This window comes from Flavobacteriales bacterium (genome assembly GCA_016704485.1).
Taxonomy (GTDB): Bacteria; Bacteroidota; Bacteroidia; order Flavobacteriales_F; family PHOS-HE28; genus PHOS-HE28.
This window is the reverse complement of sequence record JADJAA010000001.1, coordinates 1,695,766-1,712,711: the sequence shown is the minus strand read 5'-3', so window position 1 is coordinate 1,712,711 and position 16,946 is coordinate 1,695,766. Positions and strand designations below refer to the sequence as shown.

11 protein-coding genes are annotated in these 16,946 nt (G+C 50.3%); all 11 read left to right on the top strand.

The genetic code is table 11. From position 1 onward, the window contains the following. Window positions 1-279: 279 nt before the first annotated feature. The 11 genes from miaB (at window position 280) to IPF95_07110 (ending at window position 16,886) form a co-directional block, all read left to right on the top strand. Window positions 280-1,710 (top strand): tRNA (N6-isopentenyl adenosine(37)-C2)-methylthiotransferase MiaB, encoded by a 1,431-nt coding sequence (gene miaB / locus IPF95_07160; GenBank protein MBK6474476.1) that lies wholly within the window; start codon window positions 280-282, stop codon window positions 1,708-1,710. Then, window positions 1,707-2,933, top strand: a complete 1,227-nt coding sequence (locus IPF95_07155; GenBank protein MBK6474475.1) for a sigma-54-dependent Fis family transcriptional regulator — start codon at window positions 1,707-1,709, stop codon at window positions 2,931-2,933. The genes miaB and IPF95_07155 overlap by 4 nt, the downstream gene beginning before the upstream one ends. Beyond that, the gene (locus IPF95_07150) at window positions 2,930-3,424 is read left to right on the top strand and encodes an LptE family protein (GenBank protein ID MBK6474474.1); all 495 of its coding nucleotides are present in this window, start codon (window positions 2,930-2,932) and stop codon (window positions 3,422-3,424) included. Before IPF95_07155 ends, IPF95_07150 begins: the two co-directional genes overlap by 4 nt. A gap of 2 nt (window positions 3,425-3,426) precedes the next feature. Then, entirely contained in the window at window positions 3,427-4,545 is a 1,119-nt protein-coding gene (locus tag IPF95_07145; GenBank protein MBK6474473.1) for a hypothetical protein, read from the top strand. Between the two features lie 3 nt (window positions 4,546-4,548). After that, a complete protein-coding gene (gene secG, locus IPF95_07140; GenBank protein ID MBK6474472.1) occupies window positions 4,549-4,878 on the top strand; it encodes a preprotein translocase subunit SecG in 330 nt (109 codons plus the stop codon). 190 nt (window positions 4,879-5,068) lie between these two features. Further along, on the top strand, window positions 5,069-5,362 hold the full coding sequence (gene groES / locus IPF95_07135) for a co-chaperone GroES (protein MBK6474471.1): 294 nt from the start codon (window positions 5,069-5,071) through the stop codon (window positions 5,360-5,362). An 87-nt stretch (window positions 5,363-5,449) separates the two neighbouring features. After that, a complete protein-coding gene (gene groL, locus IPF95_07130; protein MBK6474470.1) occupies window positions 5,450-7,087 on the top strand; it encodes a chaperonin GroEL in 1,638 nt (545 codons plus the stop codon). Window positions 7,088-7,278: 191 nt separating this feature from the next. After that, window positions 7,279-9,639, top strand: a complete 2,361-nt coding sequence (locus tag IPF95_07125; protein ID MBK6474469.1) for a gliding motility-associated C-terminal domain-containing protein — start codon at window positions 7,279-7,281, stop codon at window positions 9,637-9,639. Between the two features lie 138 nt (window positions 9,640-9,777). Further along, the gene (locus IPF95_07120; GenBank protein MBK6474468.1) at window positions 9,778-12,855 is read left to right on the top strand and encodes a hypothetical protein; all 3,078 of its coding nucleotides are present in this window, start codon (window positions 9,778-9,780) and stop codon (window positions 12,853-12,855) included. 37 nt (window positions 12,856-12,892) lie between these two features. Further along, window positions 12,893-13,546 carry a response regulator transcription factor gene (locus IPF95_07115; GenBank protein MBK6474467.1) on the top strand — a complete coding sequence of 218 codons (654 nt, stop codon included), beginning with the start codon at window positions 12,893-12,895 and terminating at the stop codon, window positions 13,544-13,546. 184 nt (window positions 13,547-13,730) lie between these two features. Continuing rightward, window positions 13,731-16,886: a T9SS type A sorting domain-containing protein gene (locus IPF95_07110; protein MBK6474466.1), complete on the top strand. Its 3,156-nt coding sequence runs from the start codon at window positions 13,731-13,733 to the stop codon at window positions 16,884-16,886. Window positions 16,887-16,946: the final 60 nt, after the last annotated feature.

The window sequence follows — 16,946 nt, the reverse complement described above, 5'->3', positions numbered from 1 at the left end:
GTTCGTTACCTGAAGACTTTCGCTAAGTGAATTGCTGTTAATTCGTGTGGTTCCTGCATTGGATATCCCATCTAGTACTATAGTGGGTTGAGCAACCTCTTTGTGTGAACAAAGTGCCCAGCATTCACCATAACCCTGTTTGACTGAGCAAGCGGATCCATAACATTTGTTGATCCTTGGCTGACACATTGTCACACCGTTAAAGTTCGGTACTTTTGCGCTCCCTTTCCGAACAGCAAGGTGAGCAAGAAAGTATACATAGAGAGTTACGGCTGCGCAATGAATTTCAGCGATAGCGAGATCGTTGCGAGCATTTTGTCCAAGGACGGCTATACGCCTACGGACAAAGCCGAAAATGCCGATCTGGTGCTGCTCAACACATGCAGCATTCGCGAAAAGGCGGAATACACCGTTCTGCAGCGCATCAATGAAATGAACACCATCAAGTCCCGGAACAAAGGGATGAAGGTGGGTGTGCTCGGATGCATGGCAGAACGAATGCGTGAAGACCTGCTGGAAAAAAAGAAGGTGGTGGATCTTGTTGTGGGTCCCGATGCTTACCGCACCCTACCCGATCTATTGGAGCAGGTCGGGACCGGTCAAAAAGCAGTGAACGTTCTGCTAAGTCGCGAAGAGACGTACGGTGAAATAGAACCGGTACGGTTGAACAGCAACGGTGTTACCGCATTCGTAACGATCATGCGGGGTTGCGACAATATGTGTGCGTTCTGTGTAGTTCCATTCACACGTGGAAGAGAACGAAGCCGAGAGCCGAGCACCATTGTGGATGAATGCAAAACACTAGCTGTAAAGGGCTACGGAGAAGTAACCTTGTTAGGACAGAACGTTGACTCCTTCAAATGGAAATTGACTGAAGAGGAAGCCCTGGTTGACTTTGCGGATCTTTTGGAAATGGTAGCATTGGCATGCCCTACCCTCCGCATCCGTTACAGCACCAGTCATCCGAAGGACATGACCGATAAGGTGTTAGCGGTGATGGCCAAGTATGAGAACATCGCCAAATACATCCATTTGCCTGTGCAAAGCGGTTCCAACGAGGTCCTTCACCGCATGAACCGTGGTTATACCCGAGAATGGTATCTGGACCGCATATCCAGCATCCGCAAGCACATGCCGGATTGCGCGTTAAGTACGGATGTGATCACCGGCTTTTGTGGAGAGACTGAGGAAGACCATCAACAGACATTGAGATTGATGGAAGAGGTCGGCTATGACATGGCGTTCATGTTCAAGTACAGCGAACGTCCCAAAACATTAGCGGCCAGGAAGTATCCCGATGAAGTTCCCGAGGAAGCGAAAGGGCGTCGTTTGCAGGAAGTGATCAACACGCAGCGCACATTGAGCTCTGCACGAATGGCCACCTACATGGATAGTGCCCGTGAAGTTTTGATCGAAGGCATAAGCAAGCGCAGTGAAGAACACATGTTCGGTCGCATCTCACAAGGCGCGGTCACCATTGTATCACGGACATTGAATGGGGCAGGCTTAGCGCATTTGCAGGTAAGTAATGATGTTAGTTCCGAGACGACAGGGCTCGGAGAAATTGAATTGATACCTGGTGATCTCGTTGATGTAAAGATCATCAGTTCCACAGCAGGTGCACTGAAGGGTGAAGTGGTCGGGTTAAGAACAGTGCGTAGCTTGGCACAATTGAAAGAGAAAAGAACGGAGGGGACAGCAGCAGAATGACGTTACAACAGATAAAACAACGGTACGGTATCATCGGTAATACGCCTGAATTGGACCGGGCATTGGAGATCGCCAATGTGGTGGCTCCAACGGACCTGAGCGTGATGATCACGGGCGAGAGCGGCAGTGGCAAGGAGGTCATGGGCAAGGTGATCCATGAGAACAGTGCGAGAAAACACGGGCCATACATCGCCGTGAATTGCGGTGCCATTCCTGAAGGCACCATTGACAGTGAATTGTTCGGTCACGAAAAGGGTTCTTTCACAGGTGCACATGAAGCCCGCAAAGGCTATTTTGAGGTAGCGGACAAGGGAACGATCTTTCTTGATGAAGTGGGTGAACTCCCGTTGGGAACGCAAGTCCGTTTGTTGCGCGTTCTGGAGACCGGGGAATTCATCCGGGTAGGTAGCAGTAAGAGCCAACGAACGAGTGTACGGGTTGTTTCAGCCACCAACGTGAATATGTGGCAAGCAGTGCAGCAAGGCACGTTCAGAGAAGACCTGTATTACCGGTTGAATGCGATCCCGATCATGCTTCCTCCTTTGCGTGAAAGAGGGAGCGACATTGCATTGTTATTCAAGAAATTCGCTATTGATAGTGCGGAACGTCATCGCTTGAAGGAACCTATAAATCTTACACCGGAAGCGCAGCAATTGCTCATGGGATATCGGTGGCCGGGCAACGTGCGGCAATTGCGCAATATCGTTGAGCAGATCAACGTAATTGAGACCGAGGACAGGGAGATCGACGGGCAAAAGTTGAGGCTTTATCTGCCTACGGTGGATGCCAGTTTATTACCGGCCGTTCGAACTGCCCAAGGAGGGTCCACGGAAAATGGTCAGGGCCCGAACGAACGCGAAATGCTTTACGCCGTGATCGCAAAATTGCAGCAGGATGTGAATGTGCTGAAGGAGCACTTCGCTATGATCCAGGACGACCCGAAAGACCTGCACAAGATCGCGGCGGCATACAGGGAAGGCAGTCTCTTGCCGCTCCCAAGTTCCGAGCGCGGGTATACCATTGAACGTGCACCTGTGGATCGCGATCCAGAGGACGTGGACCATACGGAAGTGGAAGAGACGTTGAGCCTAGAGGAAAAAGAGAAAGAACTGATCCGCAAAGCGTTGATCAAACACCGCAACAAACGCAAGTCGGCGGCACAGGAATTGGGGATCAGTGAGCGCACGCTCTACCGTAAGATCAAAGAGTACGATATCCCGTGATCCGATTCTGGCCCATAGTTTTTATTGCGCTCTTTGCTGGGTGTCGCGTCAATTATTCATTCACCGGTGGTGACACCGGCGATGCACGCACCATGTCGGTGGAACTGCTACAGGCCAGAGCGCCGTTATCGACTCCACAAAGTGCGCAAACGCTAACGGAAACGATCCGTGATCTACTCTTGGCACAAACGCCTCTGAAACTTGCCAGCAGGGATGGCGACGTACAATACAGCGGTGCAATAACGGGCTATGATGTGCAGCCCGTAAGCATACAGGCCAATGAGACCGCCGCGCTGAACAGGCTCACCATAACGGTCACCATCTCCTACGTGAATACACTGGACCCGAAGAAAAACCTCGAGACCACCATCTCCCGGTTCGAGGATTACAGCAGTTCGCAGGACCTTGCGACCGTAGAGGAGCAATTGGTGCAGAACATTGGGAAACAACTTTCGCAGGATATCTTCGACCGCACGCTTGGGAATTGGTGAACATGGAACGCGAACGACTCACACGGATCTTGGAAGAGCCGGGCAACATAGCCCGGGAAGACCTTGTTGGGCTAAAGGCCATGACCGAGCGATACCCTTGGTTCAGTGGTGCGCAACTGCTTTTGGCCGTTGGTGAACATGAAGCTGGCGATGTCCTGTTCGACGGTACTCTTGAGACCAGCAGCACACATATCCCGAACCGGGAAGTGCTTTTCGATCTGCTGGAAGCCGATGGACCCAGCAGTTTCAGCGTTGGGCTGTCCGATGAACATGAGAACGTTGTCCCTGGTGCGGCTGATAGTGTTCCGCAAGCCAAGTTCGAGGAACCGGAAACACCGGATCTAGTTCAAGAAGCATCAGTGATCTCGACCGATCCATTGGAACTACAACCCATAGCAAGAGAAGAAGACCTTCTGGATCGGCAAATAAATGAAGCCTCTATCGCCAGTGGGTATGACCTTACCTGGAGTAAAAAAGCGGTTCCGACCGAGACCAAGGAGCACAAGGAAGCAGTTGACCCACCTCAACCTGTAACCGATCACGTTGCTCTAGAGATCTCCACGGAAATTACGGAAGTACGCCCACAAGAGATATTAGCTACAACTGATGTAAGTCCGGTCATTCCAGAGCTACAGGTCGAGAGCAGACCCCAGGTGCTTTCAAAGCGAAGTTTTACGGATTGGTTAGGGGAAAGTGATTCCGGAACGAACGAAGATCAGGCTGTGATCACCATATTACCGGCCTCTGCTGCACATTTGCCTGAAACTTCGATCCAGATCAAATCACCGCTAACCGCTGAAAAGGTTAGTGATAAGAAGAGCAATGATCTGGCCAAGAATGCAGGACAACCCGACCAGAAAGTGTTATTGGAACGGTTCATTCAGCAGGACAACCCGCTGCCACCAAAGAAAACCGAGTTCTTCACCCCACAACAAGCGGCTAAACGAAGTTTGGACGATAGTGCTGGGCTGGTGAGCGAAACCCTCGCCAGGATCTACGTAGCGCAGGGCAATATTACCAAGGGCATTGACGCATATCGCAGATTGGGTTTGAAACACCCGGAGAAAAGCGCTTACTTTGCGGCCCTTCAAAAAGAATTGGAGGAACAATTGAATAAGTAAGTCATGGTTGCGATCTCCATTATCATTCTGATCATTTGCGTATTGCTCGCCCTTGTAGTACTAGCCCAGAACCCTAAAGGCGGCGGACTTGCCAGCGGTTTTACCGGTGCTCAACAGATCGGTGGCGTACAACGCACCGCAGACTTTTTGGAGAAGGGCACATGGACACTTGCTGGCGCGTTGATGGTATTGTGCTTGGTATCCGCAGGCCTTCAGGATAGTGGAAGTGCGGTTGAATTCAACGAATTGGATACGCCTATCGAGCAGATCGATGAAGCGGCCGCCCCAGTTGACGCTCCTACAGAAGCTCCTCAGGAGGTACCAGCCCCGTAAGATTTGGTCCGAACTTCGGTTCATTCTAAGCTTGTCAGGTTGTCAGTTGTACTGACACCAATGTGCTTGTGAAAGCACGTTCTGCCATTTTTTTCCGACCGAACTGCCATTTTCTCGCATTTGCGATAGTGGCACATACATTGACAAGCGAGGTCACATCTCCTTCAGAGAAAATACACTAGAACCAACCATGGCAAGCAAAGTAAAACCACTAGCGGACCGCGTACTCGTAGAAGCAGCCGCCGCAGAAGAGACCACCAAGGGTGGCATTATCATTCCGGATACCGCAAAGGAGAAACCTCAGCGCGGTAAGATCATCGCAGTAGGCACGGGCCGTGTTGCTGATGATGGTAAAGTGACCCCATTGAGCGTAAAAGTTGGGGATAGCATCCTTTACGGAAAGTACAGTGGAACCGAACTCACACTTGAGGGCAAGGACTATATGATCATGCGCGAGAGTGACATTTACGCAGTGCTCAACTAATAACTGATCGGCGGTGATCACATCGCCTTTTTTTCATTTCTGAACTAACGTGGTCCTGATCATTCAGGACCAAACCCAAAAGAAAAAATGCCAGCAAAGAACATCCAATTCGATATTGATGCTCGGGACCGCTTGAAACGTGGTGTCGATCATCTTGCCAATGCAGTAAAAGTGACCCTCGGACCAAAAGGCCGTAACGTCATCATCGACAAAAAATTCGGTGCACCACAGGTCACCAAGGACGGTGTTACCGTTGCAAAAGAAATTGAGCTGAAGGATCCCGTTGAGAACATGGGCGCCCAAATGCTTAAAGAAGTTGCTAGCAAGACCGCAGACATTGCAGGTGATGGAACAACCACCGCAACCGTTCTCGCTCAAGCCATTGTAACCGCCGGACTGAAGAACGTTGCAGCAGGTGCCAATCCAATGGACCTGAAGCGCGGTATCGATAAGGCCGTTACCGCAGTTGTTGCTGATCTGAAGAAGATGAGCAAGTCTGTTGGTGATGACAATGCGAAGATCAAGCAAGTGGCTTCGATCAGCGCGAACAACGACGACACCATCGGCTCTTTGATCGCTGAGGCAATGGCCAAAGTGAAGAAGGAAGGTGTGATCACCGTTGAAGAAGCGAAAGGCACCGATACCACTGTTGAAGTGGTGGAAGGAATGCAGTTCGACCGCGGCTACCTAAGTCCGTACTTCGTGACCAACGCGGAGAAAATGACCGTTGAACTGGAAGGCGCACATGTATTGATCTACGACAAGAAGATAAGCACCATGAAGGAGCTGCTTCCTATCCTGGAAAAGAGCGCACAGACCGGTAAGCCGTTGTTGATCATCAGCGAGGACCTGGACGGTGAAGCGTTGGCCACGTTGGTAGTGAACAAGATCCGTGGATCCTTGAAAGTATGTGCAGTGAAGGCACCGGGCTTCGGCGATCGTCGTAAGGCAATGTTGGAAGATCTCGCGATCCTCACTGGCGGACAAGTGATCAGCGAAGAGCGTGGCTTCAAATTGGAGAACACGGAGTTGAACATGCTCGGAAAGGCTGAAAAGATCAGCATCGATAAGGACAACACCACCATCGTGAACGGTGCTGGTAAGAAAGCCGACATCGCTGGTCGTGTAAACCAGATCAAAGCACAGATCGAGTCAACTACCAGCGATTACGACAAAGAGAAATTGCAAGAGCGTTTGGCCAAATTGGCCGGTGGTGTTGCTGTTCTTTACATCGGTGCCGCTACTGAAGTTGAGATGAAAGAGAAGAAGGACCGTGTTGATGATGCCTTGCACGCTACCCGCGCTGCTGTTGAAGAAGGTATTGTTGCTGGCGGTGGAGTTGCCTACATCCGTGCCCAAAAGGTATTGGACAAAATGGAAGGCATCAACGCTGATGAAACCACCGGTATGGCGATCGTTCGTCGTGCATTGGAAGAGCCATTGCGCCAGATCGTAGCGAATGCTGGGTTGGAAGGAAGCATCGTGGTACAAAAAGTACGCGATGGAAAAGCCGACTTCGGATTCAATGCACGCACTGAGGTATACGAGAACCTGCTTGCAGCAGGTGTTATCGACCCTACCAAAGTAACCCGTGTTGCTTTGGAGAATGCAGCCAGTATCGCTTCCATGTTGCTTACCACCGAGTGTGTGATCAGCGACGAGAAAGAAGAAAGGTCAGGCCACAGCCATGCACCTGACATGGGTGGCATGGGTGGAATGATGTAAGATCAACCATCAATAATTAAGAGCAAGCCCTGGTCCGCCGTATGGTGGATCGGGGCTTGTTGCGTTGCGTAAGTGGTTGTGAACATCACTTAAGATCGCTAAAGCACGAACCAGTTTCCTCATTAGTGGGTATTGCAGAGGTTTTGCCGAGGTCATCTCTTTGTTGCGTCGAATAACGAACACCAGAGACCATGAACCGCACCACCCTCTTCCCTCTCCTATTCTGTGCACCATTACTAACAGTGAACGCACAGCTTGTAGTGACCAACACGCAAACCCCGGTACAGCTTGTACAGAATGTTCTAATGGGTGGTGGTGTAAATGCGACCAATATTGCACTCAACGGATCGGCAGGCAATAGCGTTGATCAACAGATCGGAGCGTTCAACAGCGCAGCATCCAATGCCGGTATTCCGAACGGATTGATCCTCTCAACCGGGATCGCAGCACAGGCTGTAGGTCCGAATGATGGCGTTCGTGCCGACTCACAGGTACCAGGAACAAGGTCCGATCCCGATCTCGTCATACTATCTGGTGGTCTGAACATTGATGATGCATCGATCCTGGAGTTCGATTTCGTTCCGAGTGGGGGTGATGTAAGTTTCAATTTCGTATTCGCCTCAGAGGAGTATCCTGGATATGTCTGCGGTACAGTGAACGATGCATTCGGTTTCTTCATTAGTGGACCTGGCATAACCGGTCCATTCTCTAATGGTGCGGCAAACATTGCTTTGATCCCTGGCACTACTGTGCCAGTGACCATCAACTCTGTCAATTCCGGAGTGGTAGGGCCTCAAGGTGGTATTGCAGCAAATTGTGCGGCGATCGACCCCAATTGGCTAGCGAACAGTATATACTATGTGGACAATGGAAATGCGAATAATCCAGATCCAACTGCGATCCGCTACAACGGCCGCACAGTAATGATGACAGCCTCATCGCAAGTACAGTGCGGTCAACAATATCACATTAAGATCGCGATCGGCGATGGGGGTGATAGTGTATATGACTCAGCAATATTCCTTGAGGCCGGTACGTTCGCCAGCCCCACAATATCGGTGGATGCAACAACCGCATTGACAGCGCCATTGTGCATGGACAACACCACTGTTCAAGCACTGGTCAGTGCTGGTGCAACTGCGCCGTATACCTATTCATGGACGAACGATGGTGCGTTCATAGGCAATACCCAACAAGTGGCAGTTACGGCAGACGGTTCCAGCATGTACCAAGTTGCAATAACCGATGCTTGCGGCGCCACAGCAATTGATTCAGTGCAGATCACTCCACAGCCAATGACATTGATCCCACAGCCGGACATGATCGTTCCGTGTACGTATTCAGGTGAGTTGGTCTACGGTGTCACGAATGCCGGTCCAGGGCAGTACACTTACAATTGGACCGCCAATGGATCATCAGCAGCCAACACGAGTTCATTGAATATTACAGCCTCCACAACACCTATTACTTACACGCTTACCATACAGGATCAGTGCGGCGCAACCGACTCCGAAAGCGTAGTCGTATCCATCCAGGCCTACGCCCCCATGGCACTCAGCACCACACCGGATACGACGGTTTTTTGTCCGAACGATAGTGCAATGGTCGGTGTTCTGAGTGCTGCCGGTGGAAGTGGCCCTTACAGCTACTTATGGACCAATAGCAACGGTGATATGATCACGACCAACAATAGCTTTATGGTTTCCGTTTCTGCGAATGCTACGTACGCCGTTACTGTTACTGATCAATGCGGCACGGAGTCACAAGCGAGCGTTACAACACTCGTTCCTGTTCATGATCTTCTGACTGTAGACCTTGGACCCTCATTCGTTATCTGTGCAGGTAATACAGCTGATCTTGTCGCAACCGTTTCCGGTGGCAGTGGCTCGTACACGACAGAATGGCTTTCGGCTTCGAGCACGAATGATATGATCACGATCCAGCCTATTACGGACAGCACATTCAATGTGCATGTTACTGATCGATGCGGTTACGAGGCCAATGCTTCAATTCATGTGAATCTCGAAACACCGGTAACGAATATAATTGCAACGAACCTTCAGCAGGACGATTGGCAGTTCAATGAGGTCAGCGAGCCAAGCGCAGCTAGGCACGATTGGGATCTCGGTGACGGCGATTGGTCAACCGCTCAGGCACCGGACCACAGTTACATCGATCTGGAAGCACATGTAGTGGAGCTCATGATCACTACTGCAAATGGTTGCATCGCCACGGACACGATCCACTTAGCTCCTGCTGCCCACGTGTACTTTCCCAATGCTTTCACGCCGAACGGTGATGGTATCAACGATGTTTTCCAAGCCGTAGGTCACGAGTTGACCGAAGCGGAATTCACGGTGTTCGACCGTTGGGGAGCTGCACTATTCAACTCCATGAACTTGAATGACGCTTGGGATGGATCCTTGATGGACGGCAACGCTGCGCCGACGGGTGTATACGTGATCAAATACAGCGTAAAGGGTGTTCGCCTACCTAAGACCGTTGGCCTCACCCACGTAACATTGCTGGGACAAGAAACTGCAGATCGCTAAGATCAGCCTCTGAAAATCTGGGTCCTGAAATTCTTGGTGCACGGATCAGGAGACCGTTAAATACCATTTCGCTCCCCAAGTTGAAGGGCAGCGAAATGGTATTACTGCGTGAATGCCTTAATTTTCCGGCACTCTCGTATGCGCATTTCGCTCCATAAGACCGTATGTATGACATTGGTGATCAACGGATCATGGTGCTTGGCACAACCGTTGGTTTCCAGAGATGACGACCATCTCCAATTCCAGCACGTTACTGCTGCTGATGGTCTTTCCGATAACGGTGTAACGTGCATATTCGAGGATGCCGAGGGATACATCTGGATCGGAACGGAACGCGGCTTGAACAGGTACGATGGACAGCAGGTGCAACAGTTCTCTGGCCCCGGAAGGGCTCCTTGTGGCTCGCATATAACATCGATAGCGCAGGATAGTGCGGGCGTGATCTGGATTGCTAGTTCAGATAAGGGACTATCAAGATTCCACAGTGATACAGGAGGGTTCACTTGTTATCCGGGTGATACATTACAAAGTACCGGTACACTTAGTGTACGCCTCAATCATATTACAGCGTTGAACGATAGTATGCTTGTGATTTGCTCTCAGGACGGCGGCTTGATATGGTACAATACCAGATCGAACACCAGCATTTCGCGCAAATACCCGATCACATCCAGCTTGAGTTCACTTTTAGGCTGGTATCATTCTACGCTGATCATCGATACAGGCCGAATGTGGGTAGGCAATTTACCGGGCGGCGACTCATTCATTCTCGATCCACTTACAGGGGATGAACGGTTTCGTATTCGGTGTAATGGGCCCGATAGTTTATTCACCAAAACGAATGCACTCTATTGTGACCAGCGCCTATATACCGGCGGTTGGGGACCCGGGATCACAAGCTTCCAAGCAGACGTTCAGCGCACGGAACACTATGCACCATTGAAGGATGAAGTGACCAGCATGGTACAATGGAAGAATGGTACCATTCTGACCGGAACCAAGATCAATGGCATTGTCCAGTTGGACAAGGACCTGAAACCCGTTCAGCGTTATGCCCATCAACGCCGCTCGCCCAACACCCTGATCAACGATCGTGTCCGTTGTATGATGACCGACCGATCAGGAACGCTATGGGTGGGTACAGCAGGTGGGGTAAGTCTTTACAACCCGCATGTCTGGCAAATGCACCTGATAGATCTCTATGGAGGCAATAACTCGGACAATTCCGATCTCACGTTCCATGCACTCCAACAGGACCACGATGGAACGATCAGGATCTCCACTTCGCATGGATTCTTTCTCGTGGATCCGACCGCAGACAGCGTTCGACAAATTCAGCTCAGTTACGACGAACAACCATTGGAGCTCACCGGTCTGTTCGAACCTTTCCCGGACAAATTCATGTTGGGCACGGAGACAGGCTTCTTCCGATACGACAAACAGAATGAAAAGATCATCCCCAGTGCCAAAAGGTCGATCTCATCGAACCTTATGTTCCAGGTGCGATCGATCTTCTCGGACACATTTCCGAACGGACCAAAACTGATAATAGGAGCATTAGGTTGGTCGAACACCAAGGTGGACCCCTTGACCTTTGAAGCGAAAGAGTGGCGAGGTCGCCTAGAGGGAGCAATACCGCCTATTGGAATGTTGAATTGTACGAAGAAGAGTACGAATGGAAGATATTGGTCCAGTTATACCAATGGCGTTATAAATTGGTCCAAGTCTAAATTATCCGCCTCAGATAGTACGGTATCATATACAAGCACAGCTCGTTCTGAACATAGAAGATTGCCAAGTTCTGATGTTAGTGACCTGCTCATTCATCGGGACACAGTTTGGGTCGCGATGCGCGATGCTGGCTTGGCGTCCATCGCAAATGACACCGTAAAGTTTTTTCCGCCACCAGCCCATACATCCAACGATCTCTTGGGGCTTGCAATGGATGGAAGGGGCAGAGTGTGGTGTACGACCAATAATGGCCTGTCCTGCTTCGATCCAGCAACGCTAGAATGGATACACGTTCCGATCAACGATGGCGGCACTTTCACGCAGCTCACAAAGTGCATAGCGGAACTACAAGATGGTACCATGGCGTTCTGTGTGGACAACAGCCTGATCACATTCGACCCAAATGCGTTCAATGCATTTCCTGACTTGCCTCTACCCTATTTGACCGGAGTGAACAACACGTGGGGAGCGGTTCTACCAAACCCCGATGGTATTGTCGAGATCGCATACCGAGCCAGTTCGTTCGATGCTACGGTGAGTGCCCTTTGGCCTATGGGCCCAACCCCGTTGGAGTTCGTGTATCGATTGGAAGGTGTTGAAAAAGAGTCTCATGTGGTAGATGCTCGCACCCCGATACGGTACGCGGGTGTACCAGTCGGCGAACACGCCTTGTTGGTGCGTGTGCGAGATGCCTATGGACGCGTTGGACCGGAGGTGACTTTGTTCACCGTGAAGGTCCCAGCACCGTTTTGGCAAAGTTGGTGGTTCTACGTTGCATTGATCATACTAGGTGCCATAGTCATGTGGCTTATCAGTCGTTTCAGACAGCAACAGACCATGCGATTACAATCCATGCGGGATCACATAGCGCGTGATCTCCATGATGACGTTGGAAGCACCTTGGGGAGCATCAATTTCTATAGCGAAGCACTGAAACGAAAACTGGATGAGATCGATGATCCCATGGCGAAGGTCGTAGCTACTCGTATTGGAAACAGCTCGCGGGAAATGATCGATAGAATGGCGGATATTGTTTGGAGCGTAGACCCCAAGAACGACGATGCAGGATCATTGATCGAACGGATGAAGGGCTATGCGAGCGATCTTGTCGCCACCCGTGGGATTGAACTGAAGTGGAACACGCCAAGCTCTTTGGAACACGTCAAATTGGGTACGGATCATCGACGGAATCTATTCATGATCTTCAAAGAAGCCATGTACAATTCAGTGAAATATGCAGCATGCACACAGATCCATGTTTCTTTGAATATCATAGATCGAAAGATCGAGCTTACGATCTCAGACAACGGCAAAGGCTTCGACCCCGAGAATGTTGATAGTTACAACGGTAATGGATTACCGGGCATGCAAACACGTGCAAAAGCAATGGGAGGTCAGGTCCACATAGAAAGCTCGCCGGGGAACGGAACTGCTGTAATTGCCATTGTGCCGATCAACGCCACGCTCCCCCGTTCTGGGGATTGACGATCGTGCACGATCAGGTAGATTTGTTGTTCATACCATGGGTACCATCCACGTAGCACTCTTCGACGATAGCAAAGCGATCCGCGATTCGATGGGTTTCTTGTTGAGCACCACCCAAGGTATTGGCCTTTGTGGGTGTTTCCCCAACGCGGAGCACGTTATTGACAGTATCGCATCATGTAAGCCTGATGTGGTGCTGATGGATATCGACATGCCGGTGGTCAATGGGATCGAAGCGGTCCGAATGATCCGTGCAAAGTACCCCTCCCTTCCGGTGATCATGCTTACGGTATTCGCTGATGAGGATCGCGTATACGAGTCGTTGCGTGCCGGAGCAATGGGATATCTATTGAAGAACGATGAACCCGATGCACTACTTTCCGCGATCACAGAAGTGTATAGCGGTGGCGCACCCATGACGCCGAGCATTGCGCGCAAGGTGATGATGCATTTTCAGCGGTTACCTACAGCACCATCCACTAATGACGAGGTGGATCCTGGGCTGAGCCGGCGGGAAAAGGACGTCCTTCAGTGCATGGTCGATGGTCTTAGCTATAAGATGATCGCCGAACAACTCGGCATTAGTTTCGAAACCGTTCGCAGTCATATCAAGCATATCTATGAAAAACTGCATGTACATAACAACACTGAAGCGGTAGCGAAGACCATTCGTGGTGGGTTGTTGAGATAACACGTGCCTTTCGCCTTCTGTTCCCGGAGACTTGCTCAGGTTCTCCCTTCTACCAATGACCTATCCATCATTTGGGGTTGAACCGTTATCGGCCTAATTCCTTTGAGCATTTGCCCCCCCGATTGTGGGATTGATAACCGACGAATATCTCAGGAACTTTGGGGCATTCATTCGATCTGACCACATGAAAAAGCAACTACTCCTCATGGCCTGTGCGCTAACCTTACCATTCTTGGGTTTGGCCCAACTCATGGAAGCCGAGCCGAACGATGGCTGGAACCAGAACAACCCGGTACCGCTGGGCAGCACCATGAGTGGTTCAATCGGCACGTGTGGTCCAACGAATTCTTCCGTGGACGTATTCGAGCTTACGCTAACGAATGTTGGTCGCTTACAGATCAACACTACCATGAGCAACAGCGGTACAACACCGACCGTAACTATGTCATTGCACAACAATAGCGTAGGTCTTATTCAAACATTCACGGTCAACAACGGTGTGAACGGCGCCTCAGTACAAGACAACATTAGTATTTCGTGTCGCGGAACAGGTGTATACTATTTGTACATCAATGCTCCGGCAGCAGGTTGTTTGAACTATACGTTCGACTACGCGCTAGCGCAACCCCTATTCGGTGCGGACATGGAGTCGAATTCGGCATGGAACTCAGCCAATACGGATACGGTACCTGTTTCAACCAATGCTGATGGTCGTATCAATTTCAGCCAGAATGATGACAACAGCGACTACTTCATTCTTGAACTCGATGACGACGGGGTGCTGAATATCAATGTGGAAGCTGAACAAGTAAGTAACACATCAAATGACAGTCTTACTGTAAGACTTTACAGTACCAGCGTGGCGCTCCAGCGGACATGGAGAGTTAAGATCGGAGCCAATTCCACACCGGTCAGTTCGGATATCAGTATGAACTGTCGGGGGATTGAAGAACGTTATTTCCTGCAGTTCGCGAGCGATGCTTGCGGAACATCATACCGTTTCAGTTACGACGTTTCTCCACCCGTATTCGCCGATGATCTGGAAGAGAATGATGCATGGAATTACGCTAACACGGATACGGTAGCTGTTAACACGGATGCAGAAGGGCGGATCAATTTCAACTATGATGACAACAGCGACTACTTCATACTTGAACTGGATGACGACGGTGTGCTGAACATACATGTGGAAGCTGAACAAGTAAGTAACTCACCAAATGACAGCCTTACTGTAAGACTTTACAATACCAGCATGGCGCTCCAGCGGACATGGAGAGTTAGGATCGGAGCCAATTCCACACCCTTCAGTTCGGATATCAGTATGAACTGTCGGGGGAATGAAGAACGTTACTTCCTGCAGTTCGCGAGCGATGCTTGCGGAACATCATACCGTTTCAGTTACGACGTTTCTCCACCCGTATTCGCCGATGATCTGGAAGAGAATGATGCATGGAATTACGCTAACACGGATACGGTAGCTGTTAACACGGATGCAGAAGGGCGGCTGAATTTCAACTATGATGACAACAGTGACTACTTCATTCTTGAACTGAATGACGATGGTGTACTGAACGTGTACGTGGATGCTGAACAGGTCGGTTCTTCAACAAATGATAGCCTGACCATAAGACTTTATAGTTCCAGCGTTGCGCTTCAGGAAACATGGCGCGTTAAGGTCGGTGCCAACTCTACACCTTCCAATACATCCACAAGTATAAACTGCAGAGGGAATGAACAACGTTACTTCCTACAATTCGCTAGCGATGCATGTGGAACATCCTACCGTTTCAGCTATGATGTTACCCTACCGGTTTTCGCGGACGATCTGGAAGAAAACGATGGTTGGAATTCGGTTAATACCGATACCGTTGCGGTTAACACGGAGATGGATGGGCGACTGAAGTTCAACTATGATGACAACAGTGACTACTTCATCCTTGATCTCGATGATGACGGGATTCTGAACATTCATGTGGAAGCAGAACAGGTAAGCGCTTCACAAAATGATAGCCTTACGATAAGACTCTACAGTTCCAGCGTGGCCCTCCAGAAGACCTGGCGCGTTAAGGTCGGTGCCAACTCAACGCCATTCAGTTCGGACATCAACATGACCTGCCGCGGGAACGAAGAACGCTACTTCCTACAATTCGCCAGCGATGCTTGTGAAACATCCTACCGCTTCAGCTACGATGTCACTCCACCGGTCTTTGAGGATGATACGGAAGAGAATGATGCTTGGAATTCCGCTAATACGGATACGATTGCTGTGAACACGGTTCAAAATGGGCGACTTAATTTCAACTATGATGACAACAGCGACTACTTCATCCTTGATCTCGATGATGACGGGATTCTGAACATACATGTGGAAGCAGAACACGTAAGCGCTACACCGGATGATAGCCTTACCATGAGACTGTACAACTCCAGCGTAGCGCTCCAGAAAACATGGCGCGTAAAGATCGGTGCAATCTCCGCACCGTTCAGCACGGATATCAGTATGACGTGCCGGGGGAATGAACAACGCTATTTCCTACAGTTCACCAGCGATGCTTGCGGAACATCCTACCGCTATAGCTATGATGTCTCCCCACCGGTATTCGCTGATGATATGGAGGATAACGATGCTTGGAATTCCGCCAATACGAGTGTGATCGACCTGAACATGGGCGCTGTGGAAGGCCGCTTGAATTTCAATTACGACGACAACACGGATTACTATAAAGTGATCCTCAACGCCGTCACAACCATTACCATCAATAGCCGTGCAGAGAACGCTAATGCCAGCGGCACCTACGACGTGAGGTTATTCAGTGGTAGCGTTGCCTTACTGAATACGCACGAATTTGCGGTGGGTAATGGGTCAGTACCGGCCAGTGACACGTGGACCTCGGCTTCCTTGGCCGCGGGAACCTATTACCTGCAAGCTCTCAATGCACCTTGTGGCACAAGCTATACATTCGATTGCTTTGACGACGACAGCGACGGCACATGCAACGGTGCGGATGTGTGTGCAGGTGGCCCGGAACCCGGAACTCCGTGCGATGATGGTAACCCGGATACGGAGAATGATGAGATAGGTACTAATTGCCTGTGTTCTGGTATAATTTTAGGAATTGCCGAAGCGAACGAGTCCAGTACACTACGGGTGTGGCCGAACCCCGCGCATGGAAACACGCTTTTCCTGAGCGAGAATACCTCTGGCCAGATCATGGACGCCACAGGCAAGCAGGTCAACTCGTTCCAACGCACAATGGTGGTAAACATCCATGACCTCGCACCTGGCATGTACGTGATACGCACCAACGAGGGAGCCATTGTTCGGTTCATTCGAGAATAAATGTTCATCTATAGTAGAACCCAACGAACAGATCCAGGAATGGTCACCAACAGAATTTCA

What these genes read in the sequence shown, in the direction of transcription:
- groL (MBK6474470.1), top strand. Translation starts at nt 5,450, where the DNA reads ATGCCAGCAAAGAACATCCAATTCGATATTGATGCTCGGGACCGCTTG.
- miaB (MBK6474476.1), top strand. Translation starts at nt 280, where the DNA reads ATGAATTTCAGCGATAGCGAGATCGTTGCGAGCATTTTGTCCAAGGAC.
- IPF95_07125 (MBK6474469.1), top strand. Translation starts at nt 7,279, where the DNA reads ATGAACCGCACCACCCTCTTCCCTCTCCTATTCTGTGCACCATTACTA.
- secG (MBK6474472.1), top strand. Translation starts at nt 4,549, where the DNA reads ATGGTTGCGATCTCCATTATCATTCTGATCATTTGCGTATTGCTCGCC.
- IPF95_07145 (MBK6474473.1), top strand. Translation starts at nt 3,427, where the DNA reads ATGGAACGCGAACGACTCACACGGATCTTGGAAGAGCCGGGCAACATA.
- IPF95_07155 (MBK6474475.1), top strand. Translation starts at nt 1,707, where the DNA reads ATGACGTTACAACAGATAAAACAACGGTACGGTATCATCGGTAATACG.
- IPF95_07120 (MBK6474468.1), top strand. Translation starts at nt 9,778, where the DNA reads ATGCGCATTTCGCTCCATAAGACCGTATGTATGACATTGGTGATCAAC.
- IPF95_07115 (MBK6474467.1), top strand. Translation starts at nt 12,893, where the DNA reads ATGGGTACCATCCACGTAGCACTCTTCGACGATAGCAAAGCGATCCGC.
- IPF95_07110 (MBK6474466.1), top strand. Translation starts at nt 13,731, where the DNA reads ATGAAAAAGCAACTACTCCTCATGGCCTGTGCGCTAACCTTACCATTC.
- groES (MBK6474471.1), top strand. Translation starts at nt 5,069, where the DNA reads ATGGCAAGCAAAGTAAAACCACTAGCGGACCGCGTACTCGTAGAAGCA.